Origin of the sequence: Alcanivorax sp. (assembly GCF_002733835.1) — a bacterium.
Lineage (GTDB): Bacteria > Pseudomonadota > Gammaproteobacteria > Pseudomonadales > Alcanivoracaceae > Alcanivorax.
In genome coordinates, this window is the sequence record NZ_NVWY01000005.1 from 78,973 (window position 1) to 100,830 (window position 21,858).

At 57.6% G+C, this 21,858-nt stretch carries 22 protein-coding genes; 9 read left to right on the forward strand and 13 right to left on the reverse strand.

Translation table 11 applies throughout. The annotated features are described in order from the left end of the window. The first annotated feature begins 100 nt into the window (after positions 1–100). Complete coding sequence (locus COA55_RS04475) at positions 101–1,249, forward strand: IS4 family transposase (RefSeq protein ID WP_290500799.1); 1,149 nt, start codon at positions 101–103, stop codon at positions 1,247–1,249. Here COA55_RS04475 and COA55_RS04480 read toward each other — a convergent pair. Continuing rightward, entirely contained in the window at positions 1,240–1,647 is a 408-nt protein-coding gene (locus COA55_RS04480; RefSeq protein WP_290500800.1) for a cytochrome ubiquinol oxidase subunit I, read from the reverse strand. The two genes, COA55_RS04475 and COA55_RS04480, sit on opposite strands and share 10 nt — an antisense overlap. Positions 1,648–1,990: 343 nt before the next feature. Between COA55_RS04480 and COA55_RS04485 the strand changes: the two genes are divergently transcribed. The 3 genes from COA55_RS04485 to COA55_RS04495 all read left to right on the forward strand — a co-directional run bounded on the left by COA55_RS04485 (position 1,991) and on the right by COA55_RS04495 (position 5,863). Then, positions 1,991–2,962: a putative solute-binding protein gene (locus tag COA55_RS04485; RefSeq protein WP_290500853.1), complete on the forward strand. Its 972-nt coding sequence runs from the start codon at positions 1,991–1,993 to the stop codon at positions 2,960–2,962. Between the two features lie 201 nt (positions 2,963–3,163). Next, positions 3,164–4,366, forward strand: coding sequence for an integrase arm-type DNA-binding domain-containing protein (locus COA55_RS04490; RefSeq protein WP_290500801.1), 1,203 nt, complete (start codon positions 3,164–3,166; stop codon positions 4,364–4,366). A gap of 42 nt (positions 4,367–4,408) precedes the next feature. Further along, positions 4,409–5,863, forward strand: coding sequence for a protein adenylyltransferase SelO (locus COA55_RS04495; RefSeq protein ID WP_290500802.1), 1,455 nt, complete (start codon positions 4,409–4,411; stop codon positions 5,861–5,863). A gap of 140 nt (positions 5,864–6,003) precedes the next feature. On the opposite strand, the gene yghU is transcribed toward COA55_RS04495, so the two are convergent. From yghU to COA55_RS04515, 4 genes are all read right to left on the reverse strand, one after another. Next, complete coding sequence (yghU, locus tag COA55_RS04500; RefSeq protein WP_290500854.1) at positions 6,004–6,870, reverse strand: glutathione-dependent disulfide-bond oxidoreductase; 867 nt, start codon at positions 6,868–6,870, stop codon at positions 6,004–6,006. Between the two features lie 115 nt (positions 6,871–6,985). After that, positions 6,986–7,846: a subclass B3 metallo-beta-lactamase gene (gene bla / locus COA55_RS04505; RefSeq protein WP_290500803.1), complete on the reverse strand. Its 861-nt coding sequence runs from the start codon at positions 7,844–7,846 to the stop codon at positions 6,986–6,988. Positions 7,847–7,904: 58 nt separating this feature from the next. Continuing rightward, positions 7,905–8,861, reverse strand: a complete 957-nt coding sequence (locus COA55_RS04510) for an MBL fold metallo-hydrolase (protein WP_290500804.1) — start codon at positions 8,859–8,861, stop codon at positions 7,905–7,907. Positions 8,862–8,985: 124 nt separating this feature from the next. Next, positions 8,986–9,246: a hypothetical protein gene (locus COA55_RS04515; protein WP_290500805.1), complete on the reverse strand. Its 261-nt coding sequence runs from the start codon at positions 9,244–9,246 to the stop codon at positions 8,986–8,988. Between the two features lie 143 nt (positions 9,247–9,389). Here COA55_RS04515 and COA55_RS04520 point away from each other — a divergent pair, with 143 nt between their 5' ends. Both COA55_RS04520 and COA55_RS04525 read left to right on the forward strand, forming a co-directional pair. Continuing rightward, entirely contained in the window at positions 9,390–10,223 is an 834-nt protein-coding gene (locus tag COA55_RS04520; protein WP_290500806.1) for a GIY-YIG nuclease family protein, read from the forward strand. A gap of 44 nt (positions 10,224–10,267) precedes the next feature. Further along, a complete protein-coding gene (locus tag COA55_RS04525) occupies positions 10,268–11,032 on the forward strand; it encodes an SDR family NAD(P)-dependent oxidoreductase (RefSeq protein ID WP_290500807.1) in 765 nt (254 codons plus the stop codon). A gap of 6 nt (positions 11,033–11,038) precedes the next feature. Here the strand turns inward: COA55_RS04525 and COA55_RS04530 are convergent, their stop codons facing one another. Further along, positions 11,039–11,296 (reverse strand): hypothetical protein, encoded by a 258-nt coding sequence (locus COA55_RS04530; RefSeq protein WP_290500808.1) that lies wholly within the window; start codon positions 11,294–11,296, stop codon positions 11,039–11,041. 392 nt (positions 11,297–11,688) lie between these two features. Further along, positions 11,689–12,234: a TetR/AcrR family transcriptional regulator gene (locus COA55_RS04535; RefSeq protein ID WP_290500809.1), complete on the reverse strand. Its 546-nt coding sequence runs from the start codon at positions 12,232–12,234 to the stop codon at positions 11,689–11,691. Positions 12,235–12,331: 97 nt separating this feature from the next. Between COA55_RS04535 and COA55_RS04540 the strand changes: the two genes are divergently transcribed. Next, positions 12,332–13,279 (forward strand): alpha/beta fold hydrolase, encoded by a 948-nt coding sequence (locus COA55_RS04540; protein WP_290500810.1) that lies wholly within the window; start codon positions 12,332–12,334, stop codon positions 13,277–13,279. A 208-nt stretch (positions 13,280–13,487) separates the two neighbouring features. Next, positions 13,488–13,853 (forward strand): DUF6164 family protein, encoded by a 366-nt coding sequence (locus COA55_RS04545; RefSeq protein ID WP_290500811.1) that lies wholly within the window; start codon positions 13,488–13,490, stop codon positions 13,851–13,853. Between the two features lie 21 nt (positions 13,854–13,874). On the opposite strand, the gene COA55_RS04550 is transcribed toward COA55_RS04545, so the two are convergent. The 3 genes from COA55_RS04550 to COA55_RS04560 form a co-directional block, all read right to left on the reverse strand. After that, positions 13,875–14,201: a hypothetical protein gene (locus COA55_RS04550; protein ID WP_290500812.1), complete on the reverse strand. Its 327-nt coding sequence runs from the start codon at positions 14,199–14,201 to the stop codon at positions 13,875–13,877. 94 nt (positions 14,202–14,295) lie between these two features. Continuing rightward, entirely contained in the window at positions 14,296–14,769 is a 474-nt protein-coding gene (locus tag COA55_RS04555; protein ID WP_290500813.1) for an NYN domain-containing protein, read from the reverse strand. Positions 14,770–14,830: 61 nt separating this feature from the next. Next, complete coding sequence (locus tag COA55_RS04560) at positions 14,831–15,466, reverse strand: TetR/AcrR family transcriptional regulator (RefSeq protein ID WP_063521696.1); 636 nt, start codon at positions 15,464–15,466, stop codon at positions 14,831–14,833. 105 nt (positions 15,467–15,571) lie between these two features. Here COA55_RS04560 and COA55_RS04565 point away from each other — a divergent pair, with 105 nt between their 5' ends. Then, a complete protein-coding gene (locus tag COA55_RS04565; RefSeq protein WP_063538505.1) occupies positions 15,572–16,546 on the forward strand; it encodes an SDR family NAD(P)-dependent oxidoreductase in 975 nt (324 codons plus the stop codon). Between the two features lie 216 nt (positions 16,547–16,762). Here the strand turns inward: COA55_RS04565 and COA55_RS04570 are convergent, their stop codons facing one another. The 3 genes from COA55_RS04570 to COA55_RS04580 all read right to left on the reverse strand — a co-directional run bounded on the left by COA55_RS04570 (position 16,763) and on the right by COA55_RS04580 (position 21,856). Beyond that, positions 16,763–17,743, reverse strand: a complete 981-nt coding sequence (locus COA55_RS04570; protein ID WP_290500814.1) for a transposase — start codon at positions 17,741–17,743, stop codon at positions 16,763–16,765. Positions 17,744–17,920: 177 nt separating this feature from the next. Next, positions 17,921–18,664, reverse strand: a complete 744-nt coding sequence (locus COA55_RS04575) for an isoprenylcysteine carboxylmethyltransferase family protein (RefSeq protein ID WP_290500815.1) — start codon at positions 18,662–18,664, stop codon at positions 17,921–17,923. A gap of 48 nt (positions 18,665–18,712) precedes the next feature. After that, on the reverse strand, positions 18,713–21,856 hold the full coding sequence (locus COA55_RS04580; protein WP_290500816.1) for a CusA/CzcA family heavy metal efflux RND transporter: 3,144 nt from the start codon (positions 21,854–21,856) through the stop codon (positions 18,713–18,715). Between the last annotated feature and the right edge of the window lie 2 nt (positions 21,857–21,858).

Sequence of the window (21,858 nt, forward strand, 5' to 3'; positions counted from 1 at the left end):
GCCACTGCTGTCCCACAGTTTGGGATAAATGAAAAAGCCTGAACCAATCTGATTACAATGTATCTGCGAAGAAAACGTTGTCATCAGGGAGGTTCAGGCTTTGTCGCATTCTAACACCGCCTTTCACGATCTGCTCAAGCCGGTTTCGAGACATGAATTCGAGGCCTTGGCGCGAGAGCACCATCAGGGGCAGAAATTGCGCTGTGCCAGTCGCTGGGATCAGTTTCTCGGCATGGCGCTTTCCCAAGTAGCGGGCCGCCAGAGCCTGCGAGATATCGAAGCCAACCTGCAGGCCCAGCAAGGCAAGCTGTACCATCTGGGCGGCAAGCCGATTGCTCGCTCGACGCTGGCCAGGGTAAACGAGAAACAGCCCTACCAGTTGTACGAAGCCCTGTTTGGTAAGCTGCTGACACGCTGCCAGAGCTTGCCTGGGCAGCACCGCTTTCGCTTCAAAAACCCGCTTTATTCCCTCGATGCCAGCCTGATTGATCTTTCCATCCACCTGTTTCCCTGGGCACGGAACAATGCCGACAAGGCCTCGGTAAAACTGCACGTGGGCCTGAATCACGAACGCATGATTCCGGAGTTTGTGTCGATCTCCGATGGCAAACAAAGCGAACTGATTGCCGGGCGAGGCTTTGACTTTCCCAAAGGCAGCATCATTGCCTTCGACAAGGGTTACGTGGACTATGGCTGGTATAAGTCATTGACTGACAAGGGCGTATTCTTTGTGACTCGGCTCCGCCCGAACAGCATCTACAAGGTGGTGGAGCGGCGCAAGTTCAGCAAGGGGCAAGGCGTGACCTCGGACCAGGTCATCCAGCTCAACAGCGCGCATGCCCTCAAGCGTGGCGCGCCCCGGCTACGCCGGGTCGGCTTCCGCTGCCCGGAAACGGGCCGCCGCTACGTCTTCCTGACCAACAACTTCCAGCTAAGCGCACGCACGATTGCTGACATTTATAAGGATCGTTGGCAGGTTGAGCTATTCTTCAAAGCCATCAAGCAGAACCTCAAGATCAAGGCCTTTGTCGGTACATCCCGCAACGCGATTCTGACCCAGCTGTGGATTGCCCTATGCACTTACCTGTTGTTGTCATTTGCTCGTCACAGCGCAAGGGCCGGCTGGACCGTGCAGAGGATCATGCGAGTACTGCAAGGCAACCTGTTCGAGAAGAAGACCCTGAAAGAGCTGCTGAATCCGGACCCTCCAGACAAAAAAATAGAGCCTCAAATGAGGCTCTATTTATGATCGCCCCAAACTGTGGGACAGCAGTGGTTAGACACCCGGTTTTTCCCGAACAGCATGATGCCTAGAAACGAGGCTTCCAGGAAAAAGGCGGTGAGCACTTCATAACCCAGTAACGGGCCAGCGATATTTCCTGCGCGCTCCATGAACCCGGGCCAGTTGGTGCCAAACTGAAAACTCATGGTGATGCCTGACACCACCCCCAGCGCAAAGCTCAGCGCAAAAATTTTTACCCAGAAGAAGTAGGCATATTCCCAGGCCTTGTCACCGGAAAAGGTGTAACGCAGGCGAAAATAGAACAGCACCCAACACAGACCGATGGTGATGGTGGGAAACAGGATATGAAAACTGATATTGGCAGCGAACTGCAGTCTAGCCAGCAAGAACGGATCAAATTCCACCGGGGCAACTCCTTCCTTTGTCCAGTGACGAGGCGTCACTCTCCAAGACAGTAGCACAGACGATTGCCGGGTAAATGAGACAAAAGGTCCATGCAGGAGCCCGGGCAAGGCGCCACCGCATGTGAAGAGGACGGCAAGAACCAACAGGTGTTAACACTTTGTATACACCCGCAACATTTCCGCGCTCTCGCACTACATCTTTCACACAGTACTTGCCTGCGCTAACCAACAAAATGCACTTCATGAAACTGGCAGGTTATCCGAGTCGTGCCAGTTCAGTTCACTTTCCGGAGAGCACACCATGAAAACAAGAATGGGCCTGGTAGCCCTGGCCACCGCAGCCATGTTATCCCTGAGCGGCAACGCCATGGCACTGACCAAACGAACCTTTTGCGTATTTGACATCATTGGCGCCAATGGCGACACCTTCAACATCATGCGCGACTACAAGACTGCCGCCGTCGCATGGGGCGTGGATGTGGAGTTAAAACCCTACACGGATGAAAAAATTGCATCCGAGGACCTGAAGGCCGGGCAATGCGACGCCGCCGTCCTGACCGGCATCCGTGGCCGCCAGTTCAACAGCTACACCGGCAGCATGGATTCTATCGGCGCCATCCCCAGTTATGAGGCCATGAAAACGGTGATTGCCGTGATCGCCAGCAACAGCCCCAGCGTCAACAAACATCTGGTTTCCGGCCCCTATGAAGTGGGCGGCGTTGCCCCGCTGGGTGCAGCCTTCCTGTTCCTGAAAGACAAGGAAATCGATACCGTTGAAGAACTGGCCGGCAAATCCATTGCCGTGCTCGAATATGACAGCGCCCAGGCGAGCATGGCCTCGCGGGTCGGCATGTCACCGGTCATGTCCGACATCACCAATTTCTCCACCCGTTTTAACAACGGCTCCGTGGATATTTGCTTTGCACCGGTGATGGGCTACTCCGCTCTGGAACTGTACAAAGGCATGGCACCGGACGGCGGCATTCTCGATTACGTCCTGGGCCAGCTGAGCGCCCAGGTCATCTTAAGGAAAGACAAGTTCCCGGAAGGCTTTGGCCAGCAATCCCGTGCCTTCATGTTCAGCCAGTTTGATCGCGCCATGAAGCTGATCGATAACGCCAGCAAGGAAATCGCCGATCGCTGGTGGATTCGAATCCCCGAGAAAGACAAGCTTCGCTATGACGAAATGATGCGTGATGCGCGCATTGAGCTCACCCAAAAAGGCGTTTACAGCAAAGACATGATGTCGCTGCTGCTCAAGGTGCGCTGTAAGCAGGAACCGTCACGGGCGGAGTGTGTTAACCCGGCCGAGTAACCCGGCCTGCATACCCGGACAACACCGCCGCCAGCAACACTGGCGGCGTTTTCCGTTCAGCCTTGAGGCATTACCCCCTCTTTGAGCCAGAGACAGTACTGATCGCACAACAATTGAACGCAACCGCAAAGCTGGGTAGTTTATTGACAACAGCACTACCTGTTTGTGGTGCCCCACTTTCACCCTGACCTGCAGCGAGCCATGGCCCTGACTTCCGCGGATGTTCGCAACGCCGCTCCCCTCAAGAAAAACTACAAACTCCAGGACGACAAGGGGCTATACCTGCTGGTAGAGACCGATGGCAATCGTACCTGGAAGCTCAGCTACCGATTCGACGGCCGCAGCAAGGTCATCACTCTGGGCCCCAGCCCGGAAGTCAGCCTTTCCTTCGCCCGTCAGCTTCGCGATGAAGCCCGGGAGCTGATTGCCGATGGCACCGATCCCATTACCCGCTGTGAAAAGCGGGAAGTGTTCAGCCCCTCGGTGGAAACCTTCGAAGCCGTGGCCCGGGACTGGCTGGAGCGGGTGTATCGCCTTGAAGTATCCGAAGAGCAGTTCCGGCGCACCAAACGGCAGATGGAAAACTACCTGATCTCCAGCATTGGCAAACGGGTGGTCAGCGAAGTGACCCCGGAAGATCTGAAATCGCTGGCGGCCGCACTCGGCGCCGAAGGGCACCTGGACAAGGGCAAGCGCGTGCTGGGCATCGCCAAACGGGTATACACCCATGCCCGGGATACCGGTGTGAGTGGTTACCAGCACACCAGCGCCCTGCGTCGCCGGCTTACCGGCTCCGGTACCGAACCGGAATTCCTGGTCAGCACCCGTGAGCAACTCTTCACTCTGGCCAGCGGCGTACTCGGACAGTGGAGCCGCACCACCACCACCGCCGCACTCAAACTCACCGTCTGGCTGCTGGCGCGGCCCAGCGAAATCGTCAACGCACGCTGGTCAGACATGGATCTGGATGCCGGCGAATGGCGCATCCGCCGCAACAATCCGGACAGCCCGGATGGCAACAAGATCATTACCGTCCCCCTGCCACGCCAGGCGGTGGAGCTGTTGCGGGAAATGGAACCGATCACCGGTCGTCAGGAATACATCTTCCCCGGCACCCGCGATCGCAAGAAGCATCTGGGTGCCAGCACCCTCACCGGCGCCCTGAAGAAAGTCACCAGAACAACGCCGGTGTCCACCGACAACCTGCGCACTCTGGCCGCCACCGCGTTAGGCGAGCTGGGCTACCAGGCGGAGCAGATCCAGGCACAGCTGCTCAACCAGACCGGCGACGAACAGAGCGACCGTCAGCTCTATCAGGAAAAGCGCCGGGAAATGCTGCAGGCCTGGGCGGACTACCTGGACAACACCGTCATCGGCAAGGTCTCCCGCCCGCGCAGACTCTGATACCCTGTTGGCCACAGTCACTGCCACCATTCAGGATATTGCATGCCAAGCGCGTTCGGCTTCCGTTTCGACAACACCTACCGTCGCCTGCCGGAGGCCCTGTTTTCAGATTGCACCCCGCAACCGGTCAGCACACCGAGCTTTGTCTTGTTCAACGATGATCTGGCCCGGGAGCTGGGGCTGGATAACAAGGCACTGTCGACACACCCTGAATTTTTCAGTGGCAATGCATTACTGGCGGGCAGCGAGCCCATTGCCCAGGCCTATGCCGGCCACCAGTTTGGCAACCTAACCATGCTCGGCGATGGCCGTGCCGTGCTGTTGGGGGAACACCTTGGCCGCAATGAACAGCGCCATGACATCCAGCTCAAAGGCGCCGGGCGCACACCCTTTTCCCGGGGTGGCGACGGGCGTGCGGCCCTTGGCCCCATGTTGCGCGAGTACATCATCAGTGAAGCGTTACACGCGCTGAATATTCCCACCACCCGCAGTCTCGCCGTCACCGCAACCGGCGACCCGGTGCGGCGCGAAACACCACAACCCGGCGCCATTCTGACCCGTGTAGCGGCCTCACATATCCGTGTAGGCACCTTCCAATATGCCGCCGGACAGCAGAACCCCGCGCTGCTGGAACAGCTGGTGGATTACACCATCGCCCGCCACTACCCGGAATTGGACGGTGCACAAAACAAGGCCCTGGCCCTGTTCGACGCCGTGATGGATAGACAGATAGACCTGGTGGTTCACTGGATGCGAGTGGGCTTTATTCACGGCGTGCTCAACACCGATAACGTCACCCTCTCTGGCGAGAGCATCGATTTTGGCCCTTGCGCCTTTATGGACAACTTCGACCCGAACACGGTCTTCAGCTCCATCGATCATCAGGGGCGCTATGCCTTTGGTAACCAGCCAACCATTACCCAGTGGAACCTGGGGCGCTTTGCCGAAACCCTGCTCGGCCTGATAGACGACAACGTGGACACCGCCATCGAAAAAGCCACCGCGTCGCTGAAGTCATTCAGCCAGCGTTACGAAGAAAAGTGGCACGCCATGATGAGCAAAAAACTGGGATTGTTCGCAAGCGAAGCAGATGACGGCAAATTGATTGCCGATTTACTCACCTGGATGCAGACCCGGCACGCGGACTACACCAATACGTTCCGTGACCTGATCAACGACGGCCTGCCTGACGGGGAGCAATACCAGGATGAAAGCTTCCAGCAATGGCACCAACAGTGGCGGGCAAGACTGGCCCGCAACAGCAAACCCCTGGCGTCATCGCTGTGCCTGATGCGCAACCACAACCCGGCGGTGATACCGCGTAATCATCTGGTGGAACAGGCCTTGAATGCCGCCAGCAACGATAACGACCTGGCGCCAACCCGAGCCTTGTTAGAGACGCTGGGCACCCCTTATGCGGACCGGGACAGTGACGATCCTTATCGGCAAACAGCCGCACCCGGCGAGCAAGTGTTTCAGACCTTTTGCGGCACCTGAAAGAAACAGCATCTTGGCATTTTGCGGATTACGCCTTTCAGGCTAATGCGACCTACGGAGCCAGTGGTGTGCTTGTCGGTCCTGTTAGCCGCGCGTAGCGGCGTAATCCGACATGCCGCGCTCAAGGAACACCCTCGCCCTCAGCCTTGCAGCTTGTCCTGTGTCTTCAACTCGAAGTCACTGGCATCATGACGCTCCCACAGCTGGCTGGCCGGATCACCCCAGGCCCGGTTTACCATGCGGCCACGCTTTACTGCCGGACGTTCGGCAATCTGGTTAGTCCAGCGCAATACATTGGTATAGGTATGGGCTTCGATAAACTCCGCCGCTTCATACACCTTGTTGGTAACCAGGGCGCCGTACCAGGGCCACACCGCCATATCCGCGATGGTGTACTCATCCCCCGCCAGAAACACATTATCCGCCAGCCTGCGATCCAGAACATCCAGCTGTCGCTTGATTTCCATGGTGTAGCGATCGATGGGGTATTGGTACTTTTCCGGGGCGTAAGCGTAAAAGTGGCCAAAGCCACCGCCCAGCAGCGGCGCACTGCCCATCTGCCAGAATAACCAGTTAAGCGTTTCGGTACGGGCCGCTGGATCCCGGGGCAAAAACTCACCAAACTTTTCCGCCAGATACAGCAGAATGCTGCCGGACTCGAACACCCGCTGGGGCGGGTTCACGCTATGGTCCATCAGTGCGGGAATCTTGGAGTTGGGGTTCACGTCCACAAAACCGCTGCCAAACTGGTCGCCATCCTGGATATTGATTAGCCAGGCATCGTATTGCGCATCCTTGTGGCCTTTCTCAAGCAGCTCTTCGAGCATCACCGTGACCTTTACCCCGTTGGGGGTGGCCAGGGAATACAGCTGCAAGGGGTGCTTGCCCACTTGCAGCGCCTTGTCATGGGTGGGCCCGGCGATCGGGCGGTTGATATTGGCAAACTTGCCACCGCTTTCCTTGTCCCATTTCCAGACCCGGGGTGGCGTGTAGGTATCGTCAGACATCGTGTAGGTATCGTCAGACATATTGGCTCCAGAAGAGAGTGAATGCAGTCACTATGGCCAGCCACCCCGGTGTAAACAAGGTCAATCAGCCGATTGATTCCTTCAGCTTAATGGATCAATCCGCTTGCTGGGCCTTGCGTTGCTCACGCAGCGTTTGTTCCGCTTTTTTCGCATAGTCCACACAATCGATCCGTGTCGACTGAGTGGCATCGGTGTAGTCCCAACCACTGGCACCGGGATGTGGCGTCAACAACAGGTCGCAAGGCAATCCCTTCACGGTTTTGAAGGTAGCGGTGAAGTCCTCCACGATATGGGGATAACGCGGATTATCCACCAGCTGATAACCCGGCGCTGTCAGGCTGTCCACGTAGGCGATATCCACTTTCTCTCCGTCTCGCGTACCCTGCCAGGTCCAGGCCATGCTGCCGGGAGTATGGCCCGGAATGAAATGGGCGGTGAGTGTGAGGTTGCCCAGAGTGACCTGTTCGCCGTCCTGAATCTGTCGGTCCACCCGCACTGGCGGATAAAGAATGTCGTCACCAAAATGAATATCGTTGGCGCCACCGTCCGCCATCAGCATGGCGGTTTCCGCGTTGGCCACCAGCCGGGCACCGGTGGCCTGTTTGATCGCCGCCAGCGAACCGGCATGGTCGCCGTGACCATGGCTGACCAGAATCCACTTCAGGGTCTGCGGCGACACACCTACGGCCTTCATGTTGGCCAGCAGGTGATCGGCACTCTGGGGCATGCCGCCATCAATGAGGATGGCGCCTTCGCGGGTTTTCAGCAGCAGCGAGGTAAGCTCATCGGTCCCGATCTGCCAGACGTTATCGGCAATCTGTAATGGCGCCATGGGCTGCAGCCAGGCCTCCGGCACGGTATAGGCCTGCAACTGCGGCAACGGGGTTACCGGTTCCGCCTGGGCGACGCTAAATAACATCAACCCGCATAACGCACTGCATCGCATGACAGTCATCGTTGCTCTCACTGGAAAAACCCTTGGACGCAACTGGCCGGGGCTGGTTCGCCGGGGCTTACCCTTTTTGCTGCTTAAGCCATACCTGCAGCCCCTGACTGTTCAGGTTGATATCAAACCCGAGCGCATCCTGCAGCTCATCCTCCGACAGGGCCACACCATGGTCGCGAGCCTTGGCAAACAGATAGTCCTGCATGGCAGATTCCAATCGCGGCAACAACGTAGCCTCATCACCGGGAGCGGCTTTTTCCGCCAGCGCCACGTAATCATCCACCATGGCCAGCAAGCGTTCGCCAGGCTCCCGGGGAGCGTCCAGGGTCCCATAGTGAGTCAGAAACATGCGTTCGGGGTTCAGAGCCAGCAGCTTGCGAATCGATGCTTTCAGCGCCTCAGGATCAAACTGTACCGGGGTCGTCGTGGGTAAAATAAAAGGGCCTTTTTCGGTCATCAATGGAGGATAAGACAACCCAAAGGTATCACCCGTAAAGATGCCGGCGGAGAGCGAGTCATACACACAGAAATGGTGGCGGGCATGGCCCGGAGTATCGTAAAAATCCAGGCGCCGATCGCCCACCAACACATGGTCGCCCTCATGCATTTCTCGCACACGCCGCGCGTCCACAGGAATAATATCGCCGTAGACTTTCGAGAAGGCCTCTTCACCGTATACCGCCGTCGCGCCCGCCTTGAGCTTGGAGGGATCAATCATGTGCCGGGCACCACGGGGGTGGATCAGCAAGGTGGCCGCTGGCAATGCCTGCATTAACCCACCCACACCCCCGGCATGGTCCGGATGGACATGGGTGGGAATCACAAATTTCACCTGATGCCGCTCAATACCTCGCTGCGCCAACAGGGAAAGAATAATCGGCACCGTGTGATGGGTGCCGGTCTCAATAATGGCGTATTCCTCTCCAGCCTGAAGCAAATAACAGGCCGCCAACCCTTCGCGGATCATCGCCGTATCAATACGGGTTATTTGCTGACCGATATCCGTGTAAGGCTGGAAGGGCATGGGGGCGACTCCTGGCAGGTCAATAGCAACTCCGACTATAGAGGAATTGACCACCCACTTGCACTCGACTCTGGTCGTAATAGCCCACGCATTAATACCAGTCCGATGTGACTGGCAAGAAACATTACCCCTTGGCCAGTTGCAGCAGATCTCGCGCGTAAGCATTGATATCAAAAGGCGTCTGGTTTTCCAGGGTCGCCGCCACGTGCACGGCAAGCACATCCGCCATTTTTTCCAGCGCGGCATCATGGTCCAGGCCATTTTTGGTCAACGCCATCATTACCATGCCCGCCTCACGGGGGTGACCATCCGCAATCTGGTTTTCCACCGCTTCAATCATTGCCTTCTGCGCAAATTCGTCTTCGGCCTGCTCCATTTCATCCATAAGAATGCTCGCTTGTCGTGAATGTTTTCATTGCTGCCGCAGGCGCGTTGCCAGGCGGTGTGACAAGTCTACCCTCGCCGATAATAAACACGCCACCGGAGCCCTTCACACCGGGCTGACTCATGAACCGGTAAAACCCCGGCATGATCACTCCACCTGCCATGACAACGCCTCACTGGGTCAACGACCTGCCCACGCATCCGGGCATCTATCGTTTCTACGGTGTTGAGGGGGAACTCCTCTACATTGGCAAGAGCATCAATATCCGTCAGCGAGTGAAGAGCCACTTTCAATCATGTCAGCGATCGTCGCGGGCACGCCGAATGTGCCAACTGACGAATCATATTGATTACACACTTACCGCTGGTGAACTGGGCGCCCTGCTGCTGGAAAACCGGGAAATCAAACAGCGCCAGCCAATCTTCAACCGTCGCCAGCGGCGCTATAAACAGCTGCACACCTGGATACTGAACGCCTCTGACACGGCTTTTCTGGCACCGGTACTGCATCGTCCGGCCGGGGAATCACTGTGGAACCAAGATAGCTATGGCCTTTACCGCAGCCCCCGACAGGCCCGCCTGGCCCTGGAACGCTGGATCAAACAATATCGCCTTTGCCCAAAGGTCTGCGGACTGGAAAGCGGCAGCGGGCCGTGCTTTTCGTTTCAATTGGGCCGCTGCCAGGGAGCCTGCTGCGGCAAGGAAAGCCCTGCCAGCCACAACCGTCGACTCAAGCAGGCGTTACATGAACACCAAATCCAGGCCTGGCCCTATAACGGCACGCTAGTGATTCGCGAATGCGGGGCAACGGAAGACAACTACCATCTGGTACATCAGTGGTGCCATCTGGCGACGCTTAACCATGCCCCCGGCGAGGAAGATCTGCACCCCCGGCATGACGTCTGCTTTGATCTGGACAGCTACCGCATGCTCCTGCATTTTCTCAACCGGGGAATCGAGCATTTCGTGATGCCATAAATCGTCTTCACGGTCCGTTATACCAGCCTGTACATACTGGTCCCATGACAACGCCCACCATTTCGTCTCCGATCCGCCTGATTACCGGCGCCAGCTCCGGCATCGGGCTGGCCCTGACTCGGCACTGGCTAAACGCTGACTCACCCGTGATTGCCGTATCCCGGCGAGCTTCGTCCTGCCCAGCCCTGCTGCATCTGCAAAAACAGGGGATGCCACTACACTGCATTGATACGGACCTGACCGACGAAACCCAATTGGACACCCTGGCCCGGCAAATCCGGCAACTCGGCCTGGCCCCGGAGCAGATCATCAACAGTGCCGGCTGGCTTCACGACAGCGGTGCCGCACTCAGCCCGGAGAAGCGGCTGGAGGATGTCACCCTCCACGGCCTACAGCAAAGCTTTGCCCTCAATGCTTTTGTGCCCGTGCTTCTTGCCCGGCACCTGATCCCCGTTATGCCACGGGATCGCCAAACCGTGTTTGCCAGCCTGTCTGCACGGGTGGGCAGCATTGCCGACAATCATCTGGGCGGCTGGTACAGCTACCGCGCCAGCAAGGCAGCCCAGAACCAGCTACTGCGTACCCTGGCCATTGAAACCCGGCGCCGCTATCCGAACCTGTGTGTCATGGCCCTGCACCCCGGCACCACCGATACTCGCCTGTCAGAACCCTTCCAGCGCAATGTGCCGGCACACAAACTGTTTTCCCCACAACGATCGGCACGACAGCTGGCCGCGCTGATCGATAGTGCAGACGAGAATGACCATGGGCGCTTTATCGCCTGGGATGGCGGAGACATCCCCTGGTAGGAGCACTCAGTCTTTTTCGGGCGGGGTCTCGTCGACAGACTCCTGCTCCGCCGGCTTCGCTTCCTGGGTATCCGCTCCCGAGTTTGCGCTGCCATCAACCAGAGAGCCCACACACAACCGGCATTCGCCGGCGGGCGGCGCTGAACTCTCCACGTAACGCACCCGATGGCGCGGGCCACCCCGGTGACTGGAAAACTGCACATGCCCGGCTTTGCGATCATCCTCATCCCGCTCACCCATGCTCAATCCTCCCAGCTTTTTCATAGTGCCGCGTCCCCGTTTTTATATTTTTCTTACAGAAGTATGCCCAAGCTTCCGCACAATCACACTGACACAGCACTCTCCTCGCCGTACCTTATTTCCGCCGGGGCAACGTCCCATCGGGGACACGCACCATTTTCCTGAACCAGGCTTCTCTAATCCAGTGACAACCCTTGAGGAAGATAACTGATGTGAATGATCTCGGAGGAGATGCCTCGAGTGAGAGGCGATCCAAGCCAAGAACAATACCGCGCCGAAAGACAGCTATCTCGCCATGTCTCATGAGGGGTGTGCAGAGGGCAATCCAGCAACCTGTTTACGAAGAGAGTATCGAGGCCTGGCTTGTCAGCGTTTTGCATAAAAGCATCAACCGTCCGGCGTCCGTCGGGCCACGCCTAAGCCGGCAAGGCGCTGTCAGCAAACCACTGCAGGATGGCCTCGTGCTGGCGCTTACTGTGAGGGTGGGCCAGCAACCCCTCCACCAGAAAGGTGCCCACTGTGGCCAGCATGGTCGCGCGCTCTTGGGTCACGCCGTCCGCTTGCAGGGTATGGATCACTGCCGCCTCCACAAAGCGGTGGAACTGGTCATGCCATTCCCTGAGCACTGTGGACTGCTCCAGACGGGCATGCACCGTGGTGACCAGTTCGCGGCTCTGCTCGAATTCCCGCAACGCCCAGGCCATCTTCTCCTTCAGGGATTTGTCCACGATGGCCGGCAGGCGGACCAGGGCCTGTGACATCTGCCGGTTGAGTACCGCCACTAACAGTTCGTCCTTGCTGGCGTAGTACCAATACAAGGTATTCGGGGCGACCCCCAGTTCCCGGGCAATACGGTTCATGGACGTGCCGTCATAGCCCAGCGACAGGAACAGCCGGGCTGCTGTGCTCTCCAGCTCGTCCTGCTTTACCTTCAGATCGATATCGCGCTTGTTCTTGGCCAAGGGGCCCTCTCCCACAGTCTGTCCGGTCATCTTGTATGATATTCAAGAATGCTAGTCTTTGCTCTTGAATGGCATACAAGATGACCGGAGCCCGACCTTGGATACCCTGCGACACAGCCCCCAGGACCTGACCTGTAACAGCCAGCGAACCGGTTTTTACTCCGGCGGAACCTGGTGTGCAGCCACCCTGCACCGGCCAGCGAAGGCGACGGCAGAAACACGGCCAGCTATCCTTATGCTACACGGCTGGGGCGGGATTCAGGATGCGTTAACAGTGTCCTATTACGAGGAATTCACCCGTGCGGGCTATGTGGTCATGACCTTTGATTATCGCGGCTGGGGCGATAGTGCCGGCCTGCCGCGACATGTGATTTCTGCCCGCCAGCGGGTAGCCGATGGGGATGCCGCCCTGGCCTTCCTGAAAAGCCAGCCGGGCATCGATCCCCGTCGCATCGTGCTGTGGGGCTCGTCGTTTGGTGGCGGCCACGTGGTGGAGCTGGCAGCCGAACACCCGGAACTGGCCGGGGCTATTGCCCAGGTTCCCATGCTCGATGGCATGGCCGCGGTGCGCGCCGTCCCCTTGCCACGACTGCTGAGCTTTGGACTCTACGCCATGGCCGACCTGCTCAAGCCGGGCCAGCCGATCTACCTGCCCGTGGTCAGCGAACCCGGGGCGTTTTCCTCCATGGACCGGGACGATGCCGGCAAGGCACTGCAGCTGGCCGAAACCAGCATCGGCCGTCGCTACGACAACCGCGTGGCAGCCCGTTCCATGATGACCATGGGCCCCTACCGCCCTTTCAAGCGCCTCAAGGACATCCGCATCCCCACCCTGCTGCTGGGCGCTAATCAGGATTCCGTCGCCCCCTTTGTGGAAAGAGCCATCCGCGAGGTGAACAACAGCAACTTGACTATCGCCAGCATTGATGCCAACCACTTCGAACCCTATTTCGAGCCGGCATTCAGCGGCGTGATCCGCCAGCAGCTGAGGTTTCTGGAAGGGCTGGACGATCTTGAAAAACCGGAACAAGGGAAGAACACCTGAAAATCATAGGCTGTACAGCCCATTCTCTCACTGATGCGTATCCCTTCTTTCCGTTCGGGGTGGGCCTGTATATCGGAGGCTGGATCACTCACGTCATCATCTACTAGGGAGCCTCTGAAAATAGCAGGCAAAAAAGCGCGCAGGAAAATGCGATAATGGCCAGCGAGACAAACAGGAACGACCACGCCCGACCAACCGGTGATACGCCATGACCACACTACTGCTGAATTTACGCCAGGTTCCGGACGACGAAGCCGAGGAAGTGCGCACCCTGTTGAATGAGCAGCAGATCCCGTTCTACGAAACCACGCCGAGCCTGTGGGGGATTTCTTCCGGGGGCATCTGGCTCACCAACCCGCAGGACCGCGAGCGCGCCAAGGTACTGATGGAAGGCTATCAGGAACAACGCACCCGGCGGGAAAGGGAACGGTTTGAGGAAGCCCGGCGCGATGGCACCGCGCCAACGCTGGCTGGCCGCTTGCGCGATCAACCCGGGCGCGCGCTGGGCGTGCTGATCGCCGTCACAATATTGATATTGGTGACACTGGTGCCCTTTTTGACGCTGGGCGAATAATCCCGGTATTTACCTGCTGATTCAGGCGGAAAAGTAATCCTTCATCCACGTAAATAGCGTATCCGCGCTCACCTCGGACAAGTTCACCGGTTGGAAATCATCGCCTGCATCCGCGTCCATGGTCCCGAATTGGTAAAGCAGCACACCGGGCTGCTCATCGTGCAATATCAGCAGAATCCGCCCGCGGGTCTGCAGGCAATCGATGGTCATGGCATCGGCAGGAATGCCCACATCGCGCATGCCGCGGCGCACACCGACCACCGGATTAATATGCTCGTAAGCTTGCTGGATGCGCGTATGCGCTTCGGTGATCATATCGGACAAGGCTTCAAGGGCGGCTTCTGACATTGGGGGCTCCTGGCAGGTTAGCGGCACAGGGTAGCAAATTGCGCGAAGACACCACTACCGACCATTACACCGCCACCGATAGAAAGGAACGCCCTTACAATAAAAGCTCGCCCTCTATCGGAATAAACCGGCTGGCAGCGCGAGCCAATGAATCTGCGGTCAGTGGCGCGACGCCATAGACATCCACGTGCTTGCCCTTGTCCACGCGCAGCTTATCCACCAGCAAATCGAAATCACCATCACCAGACACCAGCACCACGCTGTCCACCTCCGCAGCATATTCCAGCGCATCAATGGCGATACCCACATCCCAGTCGCCTTTGGCAGAACCATCGGACCGTTGAATAAACGGTTTCAGTTTCACCTCAAAACCAATCGCGCGCAGGATGTTTTGGAATTCACGCTGCTTTTTATCGCCCCGGTCGATGGCGTACGCGATGGCTTTCACTACCAGCCCCTCTGACGTCACGGTGGACCAGAACTTGTTGTAATCGAATCGGCGGTTAAACGCCTGCCGTGTTGTGTAGTACACGTTCTGCACGTCTACCAGTATTAAAACTGTTTTCATCGGGCTCCCGGTTTCACTCAATCACTTATCATTAGTGTGTACAGACTGGGCAATAAAAACCTCAACCCTCAATCAGCCAGGCTGTCATTTTTTCTGCCAGCGCATCCAGTATGCCTTCCGGGTCCATGGCTGGCGGGGCCACCAGCACCAGGTGCATCAGCGTGCCGGCAACGGAAGTGGTCATCAGGTACAAGGTGTGCTGCTGGGCATTCAGGGAATATTGCTCCCGCGTATAATCCAGCCCTGCCATCAAGACCTGCTGTAATTCGATTTCCAACTGCCGGGTGGCCGGCAACTGGTGCAAGTAAGGCACCTGGAAAACCAACACCCGCAATAACGCTCGATGCTTGCGCATTAGCCGGTAAATGGCGCCCAGAAAATATTGCATGGCGCTGTTTAAATCATTGCGACTGTCTGTCAGCGCCAGCCGACCTTCCAGCATGGCCCTGGCCTCTGCCACCATGTCCTGCACTAACCGCGCCACAATGGCATCCTTGCCGGGAAAGTACTCATACACCGACCCGATGCTGACACCCGCCACTTCCGCAATGGCATTGGTGCTAAGCCCGGCGTATCCCCGGGTCTCCAAAATCCGAGCACATGCCTGCACCATCGCCTGAACCGAGGCTTTCGAACGGGCCTGCCTGGGCTCTTTTTTGACAGTAAAATCAGAGACTTTCCAGCGAACCTGCCCCATACAACGCCACTCCTTGCCAACGGAGAAACCCGAGTATTTCCGAGTATATGCTCAGGTTACACTGGATGCATTCGCTCATTCCATGGATCCACTCGAGAGCCCATCATGTCCAATGCCGTGAAATTCAGAACCCCCAAAGTCCTGCCTTACGTAAACAGGCTCCGGGATCACTGGGCCTGGCATCTCAAGCGTGCCGTGGCGCCGGGCAAAGCATTGCAACAGCGGGTCAACGGCAAAGTGATTCTGCTCACCGGCGCCAGCTCGGGCATCGGCGCCCTGGTGGCAGACAAGCTTGCCGATGCCGGCGCCACTGTGCTGCTGGTGGCCCGCAATCAGGAGAAACTGGAAGCGATTGCCCACGCCATCCATCAACGGGGCGGCCAGGCGTCCGTGTACCCCGGCGACCTGTCCAAAATGGAAGAGTGCGATCGCCTTTGCGAACAGGCCCTGCAGGATCATGGCCGGGTGGACGTGCTGATCAACAATGCCGGACGCTCCATTCGCCGTTCCATCAAGTTCACCGTGGGCCGCTTCCACGATTACGAACGGACCATGCAGCTGAACTATCTGGCCTCCATCCGGCTGGCCACGAACTTGCTGCCGGGCATGGAAGCGCGCAACGAAGGCCACATCATCAACGTGTCCACCGTGGGCGTGCAGGCTAACCCGGCGCGCTTCTCTGCCTACCTGGCGTCCAAGTGGGCACTGGAAGGCTGGACCTGGGTGGCCGCCAATGAGTACGCCCACACCAAGGTGCGCTTTTCCTCACTGAATTATCCGCTGGTGCGCACCCCCATGATTGCCCCCACCAAGATTTACCAATACATGCCCGTCATGTCACCGGAAACCGCCGTGAACTGGATGCTGGACATGATCATCACCCAGGACAAGCGCAAGCTGGGCGTGTTCGGCAAAGGCGCACTGGCCATGTATTACCTGTTACCGAAAACGTCAGAATCCATCGTTAATTTCAGTTACCAGAGCCTTTACGAAGAGCCACCCGCCAATTACGTTTCCAGCAAGGTGCGCGCGGGCACCGTGGCCAACACCGGCGACAGCACAAAAAAACGCCGCGCATAAGCACGGCGTTTTTTATTCCATCCAGGACAGGCATCGCATTGATACTGACAGCTTATTATTCAGTTCCTAACGACCCTGCAAGCTTTCCAGCAATTGGTCGATTTCTGCCTTGAGCTCTTTATCTTCAATTTTTTTGGCGCTGACCTTTGCGTCCGCCAGGTTGCTAATGGCTAATCCGGGACACGCATAAATTTAATCAAAAGAGAGCTTGATCAATCAGCATGCGGTCAGGCTTTGTCCCGACACCCATTTACGACCTGTCGAGGCCGCATAGGCTTTCAGTCTTTCCAGGCTGCCGACCGCGACAGGCAGTCTCTGCTTGTGCGGCTGCATATGCAGCAACCATGCCCTTTCATCAATACCAAGCCGATCCAGAATCCCTGCGGCCCGCTCCGAGATTGCGCCACGTTTACCTGCACGCACCGCCCTTCCCGTACTGTCCACGAGCTCCAGATAGTCCATCAGCCGAAAGCGGCAAACCGTATCATCGTGTTCAACTTCCACTGTCTCACTATCCACCATCGGGAGTAGGTGAGGCATTTTCTTCGTTGTCTGGCGACCCTTGATCTCGCTGGCTCGTTGTTGAACCGAGGTATAATCCGAAGCTTCAGGAGTACTGGCCATATCTGCCCGAACAGGATTGAGATCCACATAAGCCATACACTGCAATACGGCCTTTTCATCCAGTAGCGCCTGACACTTGTAACGGCCTTCCCAGAAGCGTCCCTTACAGCAATCCTCCTCGTTCGCTCGCCGGGCGAGGTATTCATTCAGGCATTTCATGAACCAGCCAAGATCATAAAGCCGCTCACGCCATTGGCCGACGATCTCAAGCGCTTTCAATGCCTCACCACCCTCTGACTGCCCGCTCAGCCAGCGCTTCACAATCAGTGGCCCACTGAATAACCGCATCCATCGCTCAGCGACTTCAGTATCTGACCAGGCCTGCGCCTTCTTCTGATTGAGCCGAACAACAACGTGATAGTGATTGGACATTACCGCATAGGCACAGAGATCAATGGCAAACATCTCACCCAGCACCGCAAGGCGATCCACCACCCATTGCCGGCGATGTTCGTAATCCTGGCCGGAATAGTGGTCCTGACCACACAGGAAGGCTCGCCGCACACAACGGCAGATACAGTGATAGTAGGGAGTGGAGTCCAGAGAAACCTGGGCATAGCGAGCACGAGTCATGGAGCGCCTCCTTGCTTATCCATGACCCCAAAGATACTGACCATACAAACAGACCAATATCAGACATCGTGCATTTTCAGCGTAGGAGATCTTCCAATTTATGGGTGTCCCCTATTTCCCTCTATTTCACGTCCACGATTATCTTCTCCTTCCCTAACGATTTTTCCTTTCGGTATATTACCTGCCAACCTTGGAAAGCCAACGTGTTCGCTTGCTAACCACCCGGAAGAACAAGAACATCCCTCCATTGATTGCCGCAATTATTAGCCAGCGACTATCCAGAATAATTTCCCCCTGGATCATTGTATCTTCGCCGACCTCCATAACAAACAGCAGCAACACTGTCATGGCTACAGTTATATATTCACGACGTAACACCGTTCTCCAACAAAAAGGCAATTCATCAGGCTGGTACTTTCGTAATATTAAAGGGAAGAAAGCCGGCGTTTTTTCTGCCCATTGGCGATATGAATCACCAAATTTTCTCAACAGAAATCTCTCCTCAACAAGAATTACACGTTCGAAGTAAAGCGCGAACGCCAGCACATAGTAAAGGGTTAGCCATAAGGAGTGGAGCAATAGAATCACCCCCAAGCCTCCGACAAAATTCCCCAGGTAGAGAGGATTACGAACAATAGAATAAATACCGCGAGTGTTTAGTGAATCCGCCACCTGACCTTTGGTATTACGACCAGAGGTTCTTCGCGGGGTATGTCCAGTAGTCCAGACACGAATCCCAAGGCCCGCCACCACAAACGATATCGCGAACAAGTCCCACCACTGATCATAGGTGTGACTATCCAAAAAATATTGCACATCTATTAAGGCAACTATTACCGCGGGAATCATAAGCACCGCCGGAGCGATACTACGCCATCGAAAAGCCCAGTCACCTTGATTGCACAATGTAGAGTAAAGCATTTTTTCCTCCTCAACCCCCCGGCTGATAACCGCCGGGGGAAGATTAGATTATCGTTGTAACTCGACAGCTTTTTTGCTCGAGAAAAACGCATAAAGACTTGGCAGTACCAGCAACGTTAACCCCGTCGCCGACACTAGCCCCCCGACAATTACCACTGCCAGCGGCCTTTGCACCTCACTGCCCACCCCCGTGGCCAGTAACATGGGAATCAGACCCAGCATGGAAGTGAGCGCAGTCATCAGCACCGGGCGCAGGCGAGACACCGCCCCTTCGAAGATCGCCGTCTCCAGCGCCTCCCCATCACGCAGCCGATGATTGATGGCTTCCACCATTACCACCCCATTGAGCACCGCCACGCCGAACAGGGTGATAAAGCCCACGGAGCTGGGCACGGACAGGTACTGGCCGCTGAGAGCCAGGGCAAGGATGCCGCCAATTAGCGCCAGGGGGACGTTCACCAGGATGAGGGCTGCCTGGGCCACGGAGCCAAAGGCGAAGTAGAGCAACAGGGCGATAAGACCGACAGCCACGGGTACCACCATGGCCAGGCGTTGTTGGGCGCGCTGCTGGTTTTCGTATTGGCCGCCGATGTCCACGCTGTAGCCGGCGGGCAGGTCGACTTCGCTGTCGATGGCCTGCTGGATATCGGCGACTACGGAGCCCATGTCGCGCCCGGCCACGTTGGCCTGGATGACCACGCGGCGTTGCACGTCGTCGCGGCTGATCTGGGGCGGGCCGGAGACCAGGGATACGTCTGCCACATCCATGAGTCGCACCCAGGCGCCGTCGGCGGCTTTGAGGCGAAGGTTGCGGATGGCTTCGGCGTCCTTGCGGGCGTTTTGTTCCAGGCGCACGTAGATGTCGTAGCGTTCGTTGCCGTTGATCACCTGACCGGCGCTGCCGCCGCCCAGGCCGTTGCTGACCAGGTCCATGACCTGATCCACGCTCAGGCCGTAGCGACTGAGGGCGTTGCGATCCGGGGTGACGACAAGCTGGGCTTCACCGGCGATCTGTTCCAGTTGCACGTCGGTGGCGCCGTTCACTTCTCTTACTGCCTGGGTGATGGCTTCGCCTTTTTCCTGCAGCACATTGAGATCAGGGCCGAACAGTTTGATGGCGAGCTGGGCCTTTACACCAGAGAGCAGTTCGTCCACGCGCATGGCGATGGGCTGGGAAAAGTTAAGCAGCAGGCCGGGATGCTTTTCCAGTTTCTGCTGAATTTTTTCCTGTAGCTCAAGGCGGTTGCTGGCGCTTTCCCATTCATCCACCGGCTTGAGGCCGATATAGATTTCCACGTTGCTGACAGGTTCCGGGTCGCCGCCGATTTCGGCGCGCCCTACCCGACTGAGCGCGTAGGTGACTTCCGGGAAGGCCATGATTTCCTTTTCCAGTTTCTGACCCACATCCAGAGCGGTGTCGAGACTGGAGGACGGTGCCAGGGTCACGCGCAGGGCCAGGGTGCCTTCTTCCAGTACCGGCACGAATTCCGTGCCGATAAAGGGCGTGGTGGCCAGCGCCAAAGCGAACAGACCTACCGCGCCGCCGATGACCACCTTGCGGGCCTGCATGGCGTTGGCCAGAAGCTTCCGATAGTGGGCCTCCAGCCACTGCATCAGTTTGTTGGGCTTTTCTTCCACGCCGTGACGGAACAGAAAGCCCGCCAGTGCCGGCACCACGATCAACGCCACCAGTACGGCGGCGGTCATGGCTAGCATAATGCTGATGGCCATGGGAACGAACATCTTGGCTTCTACCCCTTCGAAGGCGAACAGGGGCAGGAACACCACCAGGATAATGCTGGCGGCGAAGAACACCGGGCGCGCCACTTCCTGGGCGGCGTCTTTTACCCTCAGGGCGATGCCGCCCTGTGAATCGTGACTGCCCTCTTTGCGGCTCAGGTGTTTGAAAATGTTTTCCACCATCACCACGGAGCCATCCACCAGCATGCCGATGGCCACGGCCAGGCCGCCCAGTGACATCAGGTTGGCGGACATGCCCAGGCTTGCCATCACCAGCAAGGCCAGACCAATGGAAAGCGGAATGGACAACAGCACCAGCGCGGTGGCGCGCAGGTTCATCAGGAACAGGGCCAGCACGATGACGATAAACACGAAGGCCAGCAGCAAGGCGGTGACCACAGTGCTGACGGCTTTTTCCACCAGATCCGCCTGATCGTAGAAAACCTGGAATTCCACGCCGTCGGGCAGGGCCTGCTGGATGCGCGCTTCGCGTTCCTTGATGCCATCAATGGTGGCCTTGGTGTTGGCGCCCATGCGTTTGAGCACGATGCCGGCCACCACTTCGCCCAACGCTTCCGGTTCACCGTTGGCATCGCGGCGGGTCATGGTGAGCGCGCCCTGGCGAATCTCGCCGCCGAACTCGACTTTCGCCACATCGCTGACGCGCACCTGGGTGCCGTCCACTTCCTTGAGGGGAATGGCGGCAATGTCGCCGAGCCCTTGCTCGCCACTGCCGACCCAGCCCATGCCGCGAATCACCAGTTGCTCGGCGCCGCGATCCAGATACCAGCCACCTGCGTTGCGGTTGTTGGCGGCAATGGCATCCATAACCTGTTGCAGGCTCAGGTCGTAGGCCAGCAAGCGGGTGGGGTTCACGTTGACCTGATACTGGCGCACTTCACCGCCGTAGCTGAGCACATCGGTGACGCCGCCCACGGGCATGAGCAGCAGTTTCACCACCCAGTCGTTAAGACTGCGCAGTTGCATGGCATCCACGCCGGAGCCCGGCTCGGCGGTAAGCAGGTATTGATAGACCTGACCCAGGCCGGAGGTGTTGGGTCCCATTTCCGGGGTGCCGACGCCGTCGGGAATATCTTCCCGCGCCGCCTGCAACCGTTCGAACACCAACTGGCGGGCGAAGTAGATATCGGTGCCTTCGTCGAACACCACGGTGACGATGGACAGGCCGGTCTTGGAGATGGAACGCACCTCGGCCACCTGGGGCAGCGCGTACATCACCGCCTCGATGGGATAGGTAATCAACTGCTCCACTTCTTCGGCAGCGAGGCCTTCGGCTTCGGTATTCACCTGCACCTGGACGTTGGTTACGTCCGGGAAGGCATCCAGTTTCAGGCTGGGCAATTGCCAACCGATGATGCCGATGGTGATGACCAGCAACAGCAAGACAATGAGGCGGTTATTCACCGCCCAATCGACAAGTCGATTAAACATGA

Excerpts from the sequence above, each read along its gene's own strand:
- COA55_RS04485 (WP_290500853.1), top strand. The coding sequence starts at position 1,991 with ATGTTATCCCTGAGCGGCAACGCCATGGCACTGACCAAACGAACCTTT.
- COA55_RS04490 (WP_290500801.1), top strand. The coding sequence starts at position 3,164 with ATGGCCCTGACTTCCGCGGATGTTCGCAACGCCGCTCCCCTCAAGAAA.
- COA55_RS04495 (WP_290500802.1), top strand. The coding sequence starts at position 4,409 with ATGCCAAGCGCGTTCGGCTTCCGTTTCGACAACACCTACCGTCGCCTG.
- yghU (WP_290500854.1), bottom strand. The coding sequence starts at position 6,870 with ATGTCTGACGATACCTACACGCCACCCCGGGTCTGGAAATGGGACAAG.
- bla (WP_290500803.1), bottom strand. The coding sequence starts at position 7,846 with ATGACTGTCATGCGATGCAGTGCGTTATGCGGGTTGATGTTATTTAGC.
- COA55_RS04510 (WP_290500804.1), bottom strand. The coding sequence starts at position 8,861 with ATGCCCTTCCAGCCTTACACGGATATCGGTCAGCAAATAACCCGTATT.
- COA55_RS04515 (WP_290500805.1), bottom strand. The coding sequence starts at position 9,246 with ATGGATGAAATGGAGCAGGCCGAAGACGAATTTGCGCAGAAGGCAATG.
- COA55_RS04520 (WP_290500806.1), top strand. The coding sequence starts at position 9,390 with ATGATCACTCCACCTGCCATGACAACGCCTCACTGGGTCAACGACCTG.
- COA55_RS04525 (WP_290500807.1), top strand. The coding sequence starts at position 10,268 with ATGACAACGCCCACCATTTCGTCTCCGATCCGCCTGATTACCGGCGCC.
- COA55_RS04530 (WP_290500808.1), bottom strand. The coding sequence starts at position 11,296 with ATGAAAAAGCTGGGAGGATTGAGCATGGGTGAGCGGGATGAGGATGAT.
- COA55_RS04545 (WP_290500811.1), top strand. The coding sequence starts at position 13,488 with ATGACCACACTACTGCTGAATTTACGCCAGGTTCCGGACGACGAAGCC.
- COA55_RS04550 (WP_290500812.1), bottom strand. The coding sequence starts at position 14,201 with ATGTCAGAAGCCGCCCTTGAAGCCTTGTCCGATATGATCACCGAAGCG.
- COA55_RS04555 (WP_290500813.1), bottom strand. The coding sequence starts at position 14,769 with ATGAAAACAGTTTTAATACTGGTAGACGTGCAGAACGTGTACTACACA.
- COA55_RS04560 (WP_063521696.1), bottom strand. The coding sequence starts at position 15,466 with ATGGGGCAGGTTCGCTGGAAAGTCTCTGATTTTACTGTCAAAAAAGAG.
- COA55_RS04565 (WP_063538505.1), top strand. The coding sequence starts at position 15,572 with ATGTCCAATGCCGTGAAATTCAGAACCCCCAAAGTCCTGCCTTACGTA.
- COA55_RS04570 (WP_290500814.1), bottom strand. The coding sequence starts at position 17,743 with ATGACTCGTGCTCGCTATGCCCAGGTTTCTCTGGACTCCACTCCCTAC.
- COA55_RS04575 (WP_290500815.1), bottom strand. The coding sequence starts at position 18,664 with ATGCTTTACTCTACATTGTGCAATCAAGGTGACTGGGCTTTTCGATGG.
- COA55_RS04580 (WP_290500816.1), bottom strand. The coding sequence starts at position 21,856 with ATGTTTAATCGACTTGTCGATTGGGCGGTGAATAACCGCCTCATTGTC.